The following is a 14,517-nucleotide window of genomic DNA, read 5'->3' as shown; positions in this document are numbered from 1 at the left end:
ACCCTACTGCCGGGGCGGGGGCCGCGCTGTCAGGCAAGGCAGCTGCCGAAGGATTCGGCGGCAGCAGCGTGCGGATGCCAGGCCATCCCGGTTGGCTAGGATGGGGCAATGACCCGAGTGCTGGATCCTCAGCGATTGTCCACGGGCCGCGTGATCGCGGCCAGCACGGCCCTGCTCACCCTCGGTGCGGTCCTTGGGGGACTCCTCGTTGCGGAGGTGCGGCTGCCGCCTTTCCAGGGCCTGGACGAGGGCTGGGCCCGTGGGATCGCCGCCCTGCGCAGCCCGTTCTGGGACGGGATCAACGCCTTCCTCAACCTGGCCGGTTACCGGGGTGTCCTTGTGCTCCATGCGCTGGTCGTTGCAGCACTGCTGCTGAGAAGGCGCCCGCAGACGGCCGTCTTCGCCGCGGTCGCCGGCATCGCCGTCCTGATTTTCACCCAGATCCTCAAGGCCGGCATCCTGCGGGACCGTCCGGACAACACGATCGTCCTGACCGACACGGGTTCATTCCCGTCCGGTCACGTGGCAAGCACCACGGCATTCCTCGTGGTGGTGGCTCTCCTTGCGGGGCGCGCCTGGGCCTGGGTGATCGCGGCGTTCGGAGTGCTGGCCATGATGGTCAGCCGGACATATCTGTCCGCCCACTGGCTCGTGGACACCGTGGGAAGCGTGTGCCTGGCGGTCCCGGTGGTGCTCCTGCTCTGGCTGTTCTACCAGGACATATGCATCCAGGAGAATGGAGACGCCCGCCGCCTGCTTACGTGGCGCGCAAGGGCTTCGCGGCGCCGGCGAGCAGCAGCGCTCCTAGAATCGGAATCATGATGGCCAGCAGCGCCAGCCGGATTCCGATCAGATCACCGAGGTAGCCCAGCAACGGCGGCCCGGCCAGGAAGGCGACGTAGCCGATCGTGGACACCACGGACACACGGGCCGCCGCGTATTTCGGGTCGTCGGCCGCGGCGGACATGCCCATCGGGAACGCGAGGGCGGCTCCCGCGCCCCAGAGCACCGCGCCGGCCGTGGCCAGCCAGAGGTTGCCGGCCAGTACGAAGAGTCCCAGCCCTGCGGCGGCGGCGCCCATGCTGGCACGCAGCACAACCACCCGGCCGTAGGCGTCGATCGCCCGGCCGCCAAAGAAGCGCACTGCGGTCATGGCCAGGACAAAGGCAGCGAACAGCAGGGCCCCGGTGGACTCCGTGGCATCCAGGCCGTCCACCGCGGCCTTGGCGATCCAGTCGTTGCCGGCCCCCTCGGTGAGCGTCGCGCCCAGCACCACCACACCGATCAGCAGTGTTCGTCCGTCCCGCCAGGCCGAGCGGCCCTTGTGTTCCCGCGGTTCCCCTGCCGCCGGCGCGGGCGCCGGGGTATGCGGCAGGAAGTAGCGCGGCGCAAACAGCGTCAGCACGGCGACGATGGCGGCGATCACCAGCAGGTGCGCCGGGAGCCCGACCCCAAGCCCTGCCAGGCCCGCTCCGATCAGGGCCCCCAGGAACGCGCCGCCGCTGAAGGCGGCATGGAACTGCGGCATGATGGTGCGCCCGAGTTTGTGCTCGACGTCGGCGCCTTCTATGTTCTGGGAGACGTCCCAGAGCCCGATCCCCATGCCGAAGAAGACCAGTGCGATGGCAGTCCCGGGGACGGACTCCGCCAGCAGCGCCAGAGCCACCCCGACGCCGGCCACGGCGGCGACAAGGCCCGCGGCCCGGACGGCATTGGCCGTCCCGATGCGGCCCACGACGTGGCCGGCGGTGGGCAGTGCGATCAGGGAGCCCGCCGCGACGCACAGCAGCAGGGTTCCCATCTGTCCCGAGGAAATATGCAGGATGTCCGTCACCGCGGGAATCCGGGCGGCCCAACTGGCGAACACGAGCCCGTTGATCCCGAAAATCAGGAAGGTCGCCGCGGCAGCGGCCTTGAGTTGCGGTCGGGTTGCCGTCTTAGTCATACGATCACTACTTCCACCGAGTGTTGGGTGAGCCGGGCACGTTCGTCGGGGCTCAGTTGCTTGTCCGTGACGAGGACGTCCACCGCATCGAGGGATGCGACGAGCGCGACGGCGCTGGCGTTCCATTTGGTTCCGGAGCAGGCGACGATCACCCGGCCCGCGGATTCCACGCCGGCACGTTTCACCGCGGCATCCTCAAGGTCGTGGGCCAGCAGTCCGTCCCGGAGGTTCAGTGCGCAGGGCGTCACAATGGCCGTGTCGAACCGCAGCGAGCGGATGGAGGATTCCGTCATGGGGCCGCGGAAGGACAGCTCCCCGGGGAGGAGGCGCCCGCCGGGCAACAGCAGTTCGGGACGCCGGCCGGCCGCCGTCCCGCCGGCGGCAATCGCATTAACGGCCTGCAACGACATTGGCATCAGGGTCAATTCCCTTTGTTGCAGCTGGCGGGCCACCTCGGTGGCCGTGGTGCCGCTGTCCAGCCAGACGTGGCCGCGGTCCTTCAGCAGGGCGGCCACCCCGGCTCCAATCCGCACCTTGGCGGCGTGGTCCTCGAGTTCGCGTTGGCCGTATTCGGGGGTTTCCCCCCGCAGCACGAGGCTCCGGGCGCCGCCATGGACCCGGCGGAGAACCCCGTGGAGCTCCAGCACGTCCAGGTCGCGCCGGATCGTGGCACCCGAGGCGCCGCATTCGGCCATTAGCTCATCGACGCTCACATGGTCCCGGTGGCGCAACAGCTCGCCGATGCGGCGGTGCCGCTCGTCAGTGTTCATGAACATATGCTAGCGCGGCGTGATCATTTAATCATTTATTGCGCAGCAGCGCCCCGACATTGCGAGAACAAGCGCGACACCCCCAAATAGCCCAACCCTCCCGCATCTTGCGCACGAAAAGCGCCGACGCTCCCTCACCAGATGAGGAAGCGTCGGCGCAAAACGTGCAGGACGTGAGGGAGCGTCGGGTCAGCGGGCGCGTTCGACGCGTTTTTCGTCCCAGACGGGCTCGGCCGATTCGTAGACCCTGCCGTCGGAGCCGAAGACCAGGAACCGGTCGAAGGTCCGGGCGAACCAGCGGTCGTGCGTCACGGCCAGGACGGTGCCCTCGAAGTGGTCGATGGCCCGCTCCAGCGCCTCGGCCGAGTGCAGGTCCAGGTTGTCCGTGGGCTCGTCGAGCAGCAGCAGGGTTGCGCCGGAGAGCTGCAGGAGCAGGATCTGGAACCGCGCCTGCTGCCCGCCGGAGAGGGATTCGTACTTCTGCTCCGACTGCGATGCCAGCCCATAACCGTCCAGGGCGCCGGCCGCCGCCTCTCGACCCAGCCCCGACCGGTGCTCGTCGCCCCGGTGCAGGATTTCCAGCAGGGTCTTGCCCAGCAGGTCGGGCCGGACATGGGTCTGGGCGAAGAAGCCGGGCCGGATCCGGGCGCCGAGTTTCACCGTGCCCTCGTGCGGGACTTCGGCGATGTCGACGTCGGACACCGGCAGGTGCTCCCGCTCCGGGTCGGTGCCGCCGGTGGCGAGCAGGCGCAGGAAGTGGCTCTTGCCGGAGCCGTTGGAACCGAGCACGCCGACGCGGTCCCCGAACCAGACCTCCGTGGAGAACGGCTTCATCAGCCCGGTGAGCTCCAGCTTGTCGGCGACGACGGCACGTTTGGCGGTCCGGCCGCCCTTGAGCCGCATCTGCACGTTCTGCTCGATCGGCAGCGCCTCGGGCGGCCCGGCCTCGAGAAACTTCGCCAGGCGCGTCTGCGCGGCGTGGTACCTGTTGGCCATATCCGAGCGGAACGCGGCCTTGTTCTTGTACATGTTGACGAGTTCCTTGAGCTTCACGTGCTCCTCGTCCCAGCGCTTGCGGAGCTCCTCGAAGCGGGCGTTCCGGTCCGCGCGGGCGTCCACATAGGAGCCGAAGCCGCCGCCGTGGATCCACGCGCCGGCGCCGTTGATGCCCGGTTCCAACGTGACGATGCGGCCCGCGGCGTTGTTGAGCAGTTCGCGGTCGTGGCTGATGAAGAAGACCGTCTTCTTAGACTCGTTCAGCTTGGCCTCAAGCCAGCGCTTGCCGGGGACGTCGAGGTAGTTGTCCGGCTCGTCGAGGAGCAGGAGCTCGTCGGGGCCGGCGAACAGCGCCTCAAGCACCAGGCGCTTCTGCTCGCCGCCGGAGAGGCTCGACGCCGGGCGGTGCTGCGCACGGTCGAACGGCAGGCCGAGGGCGGCCATGCAGACCTCGTCCCAGACCGTTTCGACGTCGTACCCGCCGGCGTCGCCCCAGTCGACGATCGCCTGGGCGTAGTTCATCTGGGTGGGCTCGTCGTCGTGCTCCATCATGGCCAGTTCGGCTTCATCGACGGCGCGGGCTGCTGCTGCCAGTGCCGGCGGGGCGGCGGAGACCAGCAGGTCGCGGACGGTGGATTCGTCCCGTACCTGGCCAACGAACTGGCGCATGATGCCCATGTTGCCGGATCGGCCGATCACGCCTTCGTCGGGAACGAGGTCGCCGGAAATGATCCGGAACAGCGTGGTCTTGCCGGTTCCGTTCGGCCCGATGAGTGCGGTTTTGGTGCCGTCCGGGACCTTGAAGGTCACGCCGTTGAGCAGCTGGGTGCCGTCGGAGAGGAAGTAATCGATGTTGGAAACGTCAATATGAGCCACACTTCCATCCTCCCACGGCCGTGGCGGCGGGCCGGCGCCGCCCCAAGGGAGGGGTCAGCCGGCGGCCGTCAGGAATTCCTTCAGCAGCGGACCCGAGACGGTGGCGCCCAGTCCGCCTTCCTCGACGAACACGGCGACCGCGAGGTCCCCGTGAACGGCCACGATCCAGGCGTGCGTCTTGGGCGGGTTGTCCTTGCCGAATTCGGCTGTTCCGGTTTTGGCCGCGACCGGGGCGCCCGGGACGGAGGCGAGGAAGCCGGTATGGCCGGAGGTCACCACCGCGCGCATCATGTCCTTCAGTGCGGCGGCCTCCGCTGCCGTCACCGGCGTGCCGGAGGATTTTGCCGGGGCGGGGGCGGACGACGCCGTCGTGCCCTCCGACGGGGTGGCCTGGGCGGCTGTTTCGGTGCCTGCAGCCGCGTCGCCGGCGTCGGGGTTCAGCACAAGCTGCGCGGAGACGGGGGAGCCCTTCGCGACAGAGCCGGCCATGATGGCGGCGGCCAGCGGGGACATCAGTACCTTCCCCTGGCCGATCATGGAGGCCGCGTGCTCGGTCCCCGAGGCCTCGCCCGGAACCGAGCCGAGGAACGCGCCGGCCCCGAGGGCGGGGGCTTCCACGGCGACGCCGAGGGACGTGGCGGCGGATTCCAGCTGGGCCTGGCTGACCTTGTCCCGGGCGTTGATGAACGCCGTGTTGCAGGAGTGCGCAAAGGCGTCGCGCAACGTCACGGAACCCAGCGAGGCGGCAGGGTAGCCTTCGGCATTTTTGAAGGTCCGTCCGTCCACGGACAGGGTGGCCGGGCAGTCAACCGTTGAATCCGGGCTCATGCCGTTTCGGATCATGGCCAGGGAATCGACGATTTTGAAGATGGAACCGGGGGCGTACTGGCCCAGCAGCGCGGTGTCGTAGCCGTTGCTGCCCGGTCCGGAGGCCGCGGCGAGGACGGCCCCGCTGGAAGGCCGGAGGGCGACGATGGCCGAGGCCGGGCCCACCTTCCCCAGGGTGTCCTCGGCCAGCTGCTGGAGCTTGGGATCCAGGGTGGTTTTCAGCGGAGTCCCGGCCTTCATATCGACCTGGAACAGGACCCGGCGCCCGCCGTTGAGCAGGGCCCGCCGTTGCTCGGCGGTGAGTCCCGCCTTTTCGGCATAGACCTGGGTGCCGCTGGTACCCCGCAGTTGCGCGTCGTACTGCTGCTGCAGCCCGCCGGTGCCGGTGGTGTCGCCTGCTAGGAGGGCGCCGCCGGATTTCTCAATCTGCTCGGCGCTGGCCTCCCCCACAGTGCCCAGCAAGGCCCGGGCGAAGGTGCGGGTGGGGGCGAGGGGAAGCGAATCGGCGATTGCCCGGGCCCCGGGGATTGCGGCGATCTGTTCGTCAGTGATGGTCCGGCCGTCCTGGCGCAGGGTGATGGCGGTAACGAAGGCCTCAGGGCCGGCCGCCTGGACCTGTTGCACGTAGGCCGCGGGGTCCACTCCCACCAGTTCGGCGAGGCGGGTGGCAGACTCCGCCGGATCGGCGGCGGCCAGCAGGGGTTTGTCGATGCCGACGTTCACCACCGGCCGTTCGGTGACCAGCTTGGCGCCGCCGGCGCCGAGGATGTCGGCCCGCGGCGGGGAGTCGCTGGAGGTGCCCAGGACTTCGCCGGCTGCCAGGCCGGGAACCAGCAGCTCCGGGGTCCACACCGTGAGCCATTTGTCGCCGGACTTCTTCAGCTGGGCGGAGACGGTGTATTTCCACTCCCCGGAGCCGATCTTCCAGCTGTAGCTGAGCGGAACCGTGGCTGTCTCGGACTCCAGCTGCAGCTCACCGCTCGCCACCGAGGGTTTGAGCGGGTCCAGTGCCTTAAACACCTCTTTGAGCTGCTCATTGGCCGCGCCGGACTCCTGGCCCTCGAAGGCGACCGAGCCGACGTCGAGCGCTGAGACAGCGGATGCCAGCTGCTTCGCGGCGTCCTGCGCACCGGCCCTGCCGTCGTCGCAGGCCACCAGCGAGGCGCCGAGAATCAAACCAATAAGGGCAGCTGAAAGTTTCGAAATGTTCCCCACCGCGCCATTATGCACCGTGCTGCTGACAATGCCCCTGTCACATACGGCCTGCCGAGGACACGATATCCCGACCCCGGCCTGACGTTCCCGCCCGGTTGCTCCGGAGTGCACCCGCCCCGGAGTCATGAAGTTCCGCGGAATTCCGGGGATTATCCGCAACGGGGAACACCGCTGGCAACGGGTAACTGGGCAGCAGCGCGGCGGCCCGGGTGAGAAAGGGAGTTAGAAGCGCCGGATGATCCTGCGCTGCGTCGCCACGGAGATCGCGGCCGTGCGGTTGTCCACGCCGAGCTTGCCGTAAATATGCACGAGGTGGGTCTTGACCGTGGCCTCGGAGATGAAGAGCTGCTTGGCGATGGCCCGGTTCCCCAGGCCGGTGGCGAGCAGCTCCAGCAGCTGGATCTCGCGGGCGGACAGGACCGGTTCTGGATTGCGGATACGGCCCATGAGCCGGGCGGCCACTTCGGGTGCCAGCGCGGTCTTTCCCGCCGCGGCCGAGAGTACCGCCTGGCGGATCTGTTCCGGCGGCGCGTCCTTGAGCATGTAACCGCTGGCCCCGGCTTCCACGGCGGCGAGGATGTCGGCGTCGGAGTCATAGGTGGTGAGGATGAGCACCGGCGGAGCGGGCTGTCCGGCCTCGCCCGCTTTGATCCTGCCGGTCGCCGTGACACCGTCCATGCCGGCGCCCATCTGCAGATCCATGAGCACGACGTCGGCCGGCTCGCCGAGGGTATGGAGCCGGGACAGCTCGGCCAGGGCTGCACCGCCGTCGGCCGCTTCCGCGGCGACAGTGATGCCTTCGAAGTCGCTCAGCATGGCCCGCAGTCCAGCCCGGACCACCGGGTGGTCATCGACCAGCAACACACGGATATCGTTCACGGTTCGTTCCGTGCCGGGGACTCCCCGAGCGGGAGCCGGATGGCCACCACCGTTCCCTCGCCGGATGCGGACTCGATGTCCAGGCTGCCGGCCAGCGCAGCCACCCGTTCCTGGAGCGATTTCAGTCCGTAGCCGGAGCCGTCCGGACGGCCGGCGGGGGCCGTAACCGCCGAGGGGTCGAACCCTGCGCCGTCGTCGTAGATATCCATCGCCACTTCGCTGCCCAGGAAGGACAGGGTCACGACGGCGGTCTCCGCTTTGGCGTGCACCCACACGTTCGCAAGGCTTGCCTGTGCGGCCCGAAGCAGGGTGGTGCGGTACGGGTTGGGAAGGTCCACCGGGGTTCCTTCAAGGTCGAAGCGGCACCGCAGCCGGGTGCCGCGGGCGGCGGCCTCGGTTTCGGTCTTTTCACAGAGCCGGCGCAGGCTGTTGACCAGGGGGTCCTCCGCCGCGGGCTGTGCGGCGTTGCCCGCTGGGTCCGCTGTGTTTCCCGCTGTGTTCAACGCTGTGTCGCCCGCAAGTGCGGGGGGCTGCAGGCCGCGGACAAAGTTGCGGGCCTCGGCCAGGTTCGCAGCTGCCGTCTCCTGGACGGTCCGGAGCCGGTCGCGGGCCGTAGCGGTGTCCCCGTCGTCGAGGGCCTTTTCCGCCGAACGGCCCATCAGCACAATGCTGGAGAAGCCCTGGGCAAGCGTGTCATGGATTTCGCGGGCCAGCCGGGCGCGTTCGGCCAGCGTGCCGGCGTCATGCTGGCTGCGGGCAAGTTCGGTGCGGGTGCGGCGCAGCTCCTCGGCGGCAAGCCGCTGGCTTTCGGCTTCCAGGTAGAGCGCCCGGTAGGCCAACCCGGTGACCACGGCAAAGGCGGCCCCGAAGGCAGGTCCCAGCACCATCGGCAACTGCAGGGCGGCCCCGTCAGCCCCGGTGTTGTGGAACCAGAGCGCCACAATCACCAGCACGGTGCTCAGGGCTATCGCCGGCAGCGCCAGCCGCAGCGTCAGCACGTGCAGCTGCAGGAAAAAGAGCGGGAAGGCCAGCCACACGAAGTCGGGGCTGGCCCAGATCAGCAGCAGCCAGAGCAGGCAGACGGCGGCCAGCCACAGGGTCGAATATGGCCGGGGATCAAACCGGGACGAATCCGAGGAGTGCCGTTTCTCCAGGACGGTACCCAGCACGTAGACGGCGGCGAGAACCAGCGCGAGGCCCACGATGAGCCAGTCCGCGCCCCGAAGTCCGGTGCTGAACAGCCGCGCCACGGCGACGAGCAGGAGCACGGCAAAGCCGCTGTGAAGGCACACCCGGAGGACGCGCAAAATCACGGCAGCACTCGTCGGGCCGCCCGTAGCGGTCACCTCCGGCGCACTGTGAACCTTGACATCCATGCTTTCAGCGTAGTGCCGGACGGGGCCGGATCCGCCCGAATCCCTGCCGCCGCGCCACTATCAACCGTTTGGTTGACCGGCGGGTCAACCACTCCGCCCTGCAGGCTCAGCCGCGCGGGCGATGCCGGACCGGAACCGCGGCGGGAGGCTGGAACCAAGACCACAATCCCCGTGAAAAGGACTCCCATGTATCTCGCTCTCCGCGACCTCCGCTTCGCCAAAGGACGCTTTGTTCTGATGGGCGGAGTCGTCGCGCTCATCACGTTGCTGCTGGTGCTGCTCTCCGGCCTCACGGCCGGGCTGGGCAACCAGTCGACGTCGGCCCTCGCCGCACTGCCGGCGGACCAGATAGTCTTCGGGGCTCCCGCCGGCGACAGCGCCAAGGCGTCCTTCACCGAGTCGGAGGTCACCCGCACACAATTGGCTGATTGGGCCGCCCGCGAGGGTGTTGCGGACGCCGGTCTGCTGGGTATCAGCCAAAGCCGCTTCCAGGCTCTTGGCCCGGCCGGTTCGCCGTCCGGGACGGCCAGCGTCGCGGTCTTCGGAACCGAAGGCTCCGGCCTGGCGCCGGGCCCCGTGGCCGAGGGAACGGTGGTGGTCGGCGCCAGCCTTGCCAAGGAACTCAAGCTGCAGGCGGGGAGCCGTGCCACGGTGGGCGGCACCGAACTGACCGTGTCCGCCGTCGTCCCGGACCAGTGGTATTCCCATACCGGCGTTGTGTGGACCACCCTCGCCGACTGGCGGACGCTGGCCCACATCACCGGCAAGGACGCCGCTGCGACCATCATCGCGGTCACGTCCGACGGCGGCCAGTCCCTCGATGTCGACGCCGCCAACGCGGCGGCCGGGACCGTCAGCACCACCCGGGACGGTTCGTTCCAGGCCCTCAGCTCCTACAAGAGCGAAAACGGTTCCCTCCTGCTCATGCAGGCCTTCCTGTACGGCATCTCGGCCCTGGTCATCGTGGCGTTCCTGACCGTTTGGACCGTCCAGCGCACCCGGGATATCGCCGTCCTCAAGGCCCTCGGCGCGTCCTCCGGCTATGTCCTCAAGGACGCCATGGTCCAGGCTGCGGTGGTGCTGCTGGCCGGTGCGGTGACCGGGGGTGCCGCCGGGGTGGCTGGCGGGGTCCTCGCAGCCACAGCAGCCCCGTTCCTGCTGACCGCGGAGACCATACTCCTGCCCATCGCGGGGATCGTGGTCCTCGGTCTCGCCGGGGCCGCCCTGGCGGTCCGCAGCATCACCCGGGTGGATCCCCTGCTGGCCCTCGGCGGCAACTAGTACCCCCGCATCAGCATTCCCCGAAAGGCATACCTCATGAAAAACGCCCTCAACCTCGTCGACGTCACCCTCCAGTACCCCGACGGCGACGGCACCCTCAAGGCACTCGATGCCGTCAACGTGAAACTGGCCCCGGGGGAGTTCCTGTCCCTTGTGGGGCCGTCCGGATCGGGCAAGTCCTCTCTATTGGCCGTCGCCGCCACGCTCGTCAGGCCCACCGCGGGCCTTGTGGTGATCGACGGGATCGACGCCGGCGGCCTGTCGGAAGCTGACCGCACCTCGCTGCGCCGCGACAGGATCGGCATCATCTTCCAGCAGCCCAATCTGCTGCCGTCCCTCACGGCCCTGGAGCAACTGGTTATCGGCGACCACCTGCGCGGCAAGCCGGCGCGGGCGGCGGCCACGCGCGCCGCAGCGCTTCTGGATCTCGTTGGCCTGGCTCCCGCTGCCGGCAAGCGTCCCCACCAGCTCTCCGGAGGGCAGCGGCAACGGGTCAATATTGCCCGTGCGCTGATGGGGGATCCCGCGGTGCTGCTGGTGGACGAACCCACGGCAGCCCTTGACCGGGAACGGAGCGAGGCAATCGTGGGACTCCTGCGCCGGGTCACCGACGAGTTCGAGGTGGCCACGGTCATGGTCACCCATGACACCGGATTCGTCCCGATGACGGATACGGTGGCCAGCATGCGCGACGGCAGGCTCTCCGCCCCGCAGGCGGTCAGCGCGGCCCGGGGCTGAGCGCGGGGGCGTCCTAGATCCCGAGGCGCGGAACCGCGAGACCAAATATGTCCTTCAAGGCATATCTTGCGGCGTGGTATCCCGGCATCCCGGTCACACCGGGACCGGGTGGCGTGGAGGAGGAACACAGGTACACGCCGGGCAGGGGAGTCCGCCAGGGAACGGGTCCCAGGACGGGGCGCCGGATGATCCCCCGGAGGTCCATCAGGCCGGCGCTGAAGTCACCGCCGACGTAGTTCTCGTTGTAGGCACCAAGCTCAGCGGCAGTGGTGACCTGCAGACTGATGACAAGGTCCCGGAATCCCGGGGCGAAGCGCTCCAGCTGGGACATCACTGCCTCGGCCATGTCCACGCTGGAACCCGCCGGCACGTGGCAGTAGCTCCAGAGGATGTGCCGGCCGCCGGGTGCCCGCCCGGAATCGAAGCGCGAGGGCTGGGAGACCAGGACATAGGGGCGGTCCGGATGCCGCCCCGCGGCGACGAGGTTTTCGGCTTCGGCCATCTCCGCACGGGTGCCGCCGACGTGGACTGTGCCTGCGTCGGCCAGTCCGGACGCTGCCCACGGGACCGGGCCGGAGAGGATGAAGTCCACCTTGCATGCCCCGTTGCCGAACCGGAACTGCTCAAGGGCGCGGCGGTACCGGTCGGGGAGCCTGCCGTCCGCCAGTCTCAGGAGTCCGGGCGGCGCCACGTCCAGCAAGGTGGCGCGGACCGGGGGCAGCTCCGCCAGTGACCCGATCCTGGCCCCGGTTTCCACCGCCCCGCCGTGCGCTTCAAGGTCCGCCACCAAGGCCTGCGCGATCGCCCCGGAGCCGCCGACCGGGACCGGCCAGCCGACCGTGTGGGCCAGTGTCCCCAGCATCAGGCCCGCTCCGGCCGCGGCGGGGGCGGGCAGTTGCGCCACGGCGTGCGCCGCGACGCCGGTCAGCAGCGCGGGCGCCAGTTCCTCCCGGAACCTCACCCCCCACAGCCCCGAGCCCTGCTCCAGGACACGGACGCCGAACAGGGCGGCAGCGACCGGGTCGCGCGGCAGCCGGAGCAGCTGGTTTAGCGTCAGGTCCGCGACGCCGTCCGCCCGTTGCACCAGCGGGGCCATCAGCCGTCCGAAGGCGCCGCCGTCGCGCCCCAGGTGCGCAACCGTCCGCTCCAGGGAGCGGTAGGCCAGCGCTGCCCGGCCGCCGTCGAGCGGCGTGCCGTAGGAGACGTCGGGCACCTCCAGCCGGATCCGCCGCGAGAGCTCGAACTGCCGGAAAAACGGCGAGGCCAGGGCCATCGGGTGCACTGCCGAACACACATCATGAAAGTGGCCGGGCTCCATGAGCTCGGCGGTGCGCAGCCCGCCCCCGGGGGCGGGTGCCGCCTCGTAGACGTGCACCTTCAGCCCGGCACGGGCCAGGGTTACCGCCGCGGCGAGCCCGTTGGGTCCTGACCCGACGACGGCAACATCAGGCATCTGCGGGGGCCTTTCGCCACGGCAGCACGGAGGCCGAGGGGCGCAGCAGATCCACCCGTAACCGGTCCGGAAGGCCTTCGAACGGCCCGCCCTGCGGATCATCCGTCCCGTGCCGGCGGACAACGTCATGGCCGGGATCCCAGATCTCCAGGGCCACCCGCGCCATCAGGTAGCCCGTGGCGGCCATATGGAAGACCACGGCGAGGACGTAGTAGGGCATATCAATATTGTGCTGGGAGACACCGCCGCTCGTCACCTGTCCGAGGTACATCCAGACTGCCGCCCAGTGCAGCGCCTCGAAGGTCTGCCAGATCAGGAAGTCCCGCCAACGGGGCCGGGCGAGGGCAAGCAGCGGGATGAGCCAGATGACGAACTGGGGTGAGTAGACCTTGTTGGTCAGGATAAATGCGGCAACGATCAGGAAAGTGAGCTGCGCGAGCCGGGGCCGCCGGGGTGCGGTCAGGGCCAGCACACCGATCAGCACACAGGCCAGCACGAACAGGTTCATTGCCAGGGTGTTGATCGCCTCGGGCTGCAGGGGGAGCAAGCCCAGCCGACCGGCGACGAGGTTGTAGGCGAACCAGGGCGAGCTGTAGCCGGCGGGCCGGTCCTCGGTGAAATCGTAGAAGTATTTCCAGCCCTCCGGGTTGACGGCGGCGACCGGGAGGTTGACCGCCAGCCACGCGGCGGCTGCGGCGCCGGCGGTGACCAGGACGCCGCGGATCCGCCCGGTGCGCAGGGCCAGGAGCAGGACCGCGCCAAGAACCAGCACCGGGTAGAGCTTCGTGGCCGTGCCCAGGCCGATGAAGATCCCGGCCAGCACCAGTTTGTTCCGGGAGAAGCAGTACATTCCCAGGGCCAGGAGCCCCACAGCCCACATGTCCCAGTTGATCGTGCCGGCCAGGATCATGCCGGGGGCCACCGCGACCATTGCCGCGTCCCACGGCCGACGGCGGGCCATCCGTGCCGTGGCGACCACCGTGACGATCCAGACGGCCAGGATCAAGGCGGCGTTGATGTCGAAGTAGGCCAGGATGCGCGTGGCCGAGACGCCCTCGCCGGGCACCAGCAGGGCCGTGGCTCCGGCGATGAAGCCCATGAGGACGGGGTATTCGAAGAACGTCCCCTGTGTGATGAAGGGGAAGGCCCCGTCGCCCAGCCCCCGGTTCTTGAACAACTCCGGGAAATCCGAATAGCAGGTCGCATAGAACTGGCCCGGGGTTTCCCACCCGTTGCTGCGGCAATAGGACTTCAGCAGGATGCCGATGACAGATGCCAGGACGGTCAGCAGGATCAGGACACGTTCCACGGTGAAAAATCCGGGGGAGACGATGCCGGGGGCAGAGCGGCGGCCCATGGGTCCGCCGATCAGTTCCGTGAAGTTCCTCAGCGTGGGGTCGTTGCGGCTCGGAATGACCAGTCGGACGCGTCGGCGCTGCTCCGGCGGCTTTGTCTCCTGCATGTCCCTGAGCTTACCGGGGCGGGTCCGGCTGGATGTGCTGCGCCGGGCGGATGGCCGGGCGGGTGTGGACCGGGCGCCCGGATTGGCGCTGGCGCTTAGGCGCTGGCGCTTAAAGAGGGGAGCCCACGCGTCGCCGCGTGGGCTCCTTGCGGATCAGTTCCGAGGTCAGTCATCAGTTTTCCTTCGGTGGCCGGGACTGCCTCAGCGGATGAGGCCCATCTGGTGCATAACGACGTAGACGTCCTCGCGTTTCTGGTCCAGGAGTTGTCCGTTGAACAGCGCCGTGTGCCTCGGGGCCGGCTGGCTGCCCAGGCGCAGGAGCGACTGGAGTTTCTGCTTCATAGTGGTCACCTCCCTCCGGGGTTTCGTGCTGCATGGTCTGGGTGTGGAGCTGGCAATAGTCACGGTGGACCTCTCTTTGGTGTTGACGGAAAGGGGAGTAATTGGGCATGCCAATTAAGGCCTCTGTGAATTGAGGATGAAAAGGCCGCAATTGGGCAGGGAATTACCCGGCACTAATTAATGGTTACGCAAAAGCGGAAAGTTGGCCCCTGAACGCGGGAGTGCGGCAACCCCAACAGGAAGCTGGGTTCCGAACTTTGGGGATACTGCGCAACCGCGTGGTTCCGCCTGGTCAGTCCGCTGTCACGGCACTCCCAGGAAGAAGAAGTGCCGGTATCGCCTTGGCTCCGGGCCTA

Annotated in this window: 12 protein-coding genes; 3 read left to right on the top strand and 9 right to left on the bottom strand. The window is 68.7% G+C overall.

From position 1 onward, the window contains the following. The first annotated feature begins 108 nt into the window (after window positions 1–108). Entirely contained in the window at window positions 109–822 is a 714-nt protein-coding gene (locus ASE96_RS08710; protein ID WP_056428800.1) for a phosphatase PAP2 family protein, read from the top strand. Here ASE96_RS08710 and ASE96_RS08705 read toward each other — a convergent pair. The 6 genes from ASE96_RS08705 to ASE96_RS08680 all read right to left on the bottom strand — a co-directional run bounded on the left by ASE96_RS08705 (window position 758) and on the right by ASE96_RS08680 (window position 8,885). Then, complete coding sequence (locus ASE96_RS08705; protein WP_056428797.1) at window positions 758–1,945, bottom strand: MFS transporter; 1,188 nt, start codon at window positions 1,943–1,945, stop codon at window positions 758–760. The two genes, ASE96_RS08710 and ASE96_RS08705, sit on opposite strands and share 65 nt — an antisense overlap. After that, window positions 1,942–2,715, bottom strand: a complete 774-nt coding sequence (locus ASE96_RS08700) for a DeoR/GlpR family DNA-binding transcription regulator (protein ID WP_056429294.1) — start codon at window positions 2,713–2,715, stop codon at window positions 1,942–1,944. The genes ASE96_RS08705 and ASE96_RS08700 overlap by 4 nt, the downstream gene beginning before the upstream one ends. A 189-nt stretch (window positions 2,716–2,904) precedes the next feature. Beyond that, the gene (locus ASE96_RS08695; protein ID WP_056428793.1) at window positions 2,905–4,587 is read right to left on the bottom strand and encodes an ABC-F family ATP-binding cassette domain-containing protein; all 1,683 of its coding nucleotides are present in this window, start codon (window positions 4,585–4,587) and stop codon (window positions 2,905–2,907) included. Window positions 4,588–4,641: 54 nt separating this feature from the next. Then, window positions 4,642–6,630: a penicillin-binding transpeptidase domain-containing protein gene (locus ASE96_RS08690; RefSeq protein ID WP_056428790.1), complete on the bottom strand. Its 1,989-nt coding sequence runs from the start codon at window positions 6,628–6,630 to the stop codon at window positions 4,642–4,644. A gap of 222 nt (window positions 6,631–6,852) precedes the next feature. Continuing rightward, entirely contained in the window at window positions 6,853–7,509 is a 657-nt protein-coding gene (locus tag ASE96_RS08685; protein WP_056428786.1) for a response regulator, read from the bottom strand. Next, window positions 7,506–8,885, bottom strand: a complete 1,380-nt coding sequence (locus ASE96_RS08680) for a sensor histidine kinase (protein ID WP_056428783.1) — start codon at window positions 8,883–8,885, stop codon at window positions 7,506–7,508. The genes ASE96_RS08685 and ASE96_RS08680 overlap by 4 nt, the downstream gene beginning before the upstream one ends. A gap of 186 nt (window positions 8,886–9,071) precedes the next feature. Here ASE96_RS08680 and ASE96_RS08675 point away from each other — a divergent pair, with 186 nt between their 5' ends. Together ASE96_RS08675 and ASE96_RS08670 are read left to right on the top strand one after the other, a co-directional pair. Then, complete coding sequence (locus ASE96_RS08675) at window positions 9,072–10,166, top strand: ABC transporter permease (protein WP_056428781.1); 1,095 nt, start codon at window positions 9,072–9,074, stop codon at window positions 10,164–10,166. A gap of 36 nt (window positions 10,167–10,202) precedes the next feature. Next, window positions 10,203–10,904: an ABC transporter ATP-binding protein gene (locus ASE96_RS08670; RefSeq protein ID WP_056428778.1), complete on the top strand. Its 702-nt coding sequence runs from the start codon at window positions 10,203–10,205 to the stop codon at window positions 10,902–10,904. 13 nt (window positions 10,905–10,917) lie between these two features. Here ASE96_RS08670 and ASE96_RS08665 read toward each other — a convergent pair whose 3' ends face one another. The 3 genes from ASE96_RS08665 to ASE96_RS19355 form a co-directional block, all read right to left on the bottom strand. Next, window positions 10,918–12,357 (bottom strand): phytoene desaturase family protein, encoded by a 1,440-nt coding sequence (locus tag ASE96_RS08665; protein WP_056428775.1) that lies wholly within the window; start codon window positions 12,355–12,357, stop codon window positions 10,918–10,920. Further along, entirely contained in the window at window positions 12,350–13,819 is a 1,470-nt protein-coding gene (locus ASE96_RS08660) for a glycosyltransferase family 87 protein (protein WP_056428774.1), read from the bottom strand. Before ASE96_RS08660 ends, ASE96_RS08665 begins: the two co-directional genes overlap by 8 nt. Window positions 13,820–14,020: 201 nt before the next feature. Then, window positions 14,021–14,161 carry a hypothetical protein gene (locus ASE96_RS19355; RefSeq protein ID WP_186329155.1) on the bottom strand — a complete coding sequence of 47 codons (141 nt, stop codon included), beginning with the start codon at window positions 14,159–14,161 and terminating at the stop codon, window positions 14,021–14,023. Window positions 14,162–14,517: the final 356 nt, after the last annotated feature.

It is taken from the genome of Arthrobacter sp. Leaf69 (assembly GCF_001422645.1).
Lineage (GTDB): Bacteria > Actinomycetota > Actinomycetes > Actinomycetales > Micrococcaceae > Arthrobacter.
This window is presented reverse-complemented; position numbering and strand designations above follow the sequence as displayed.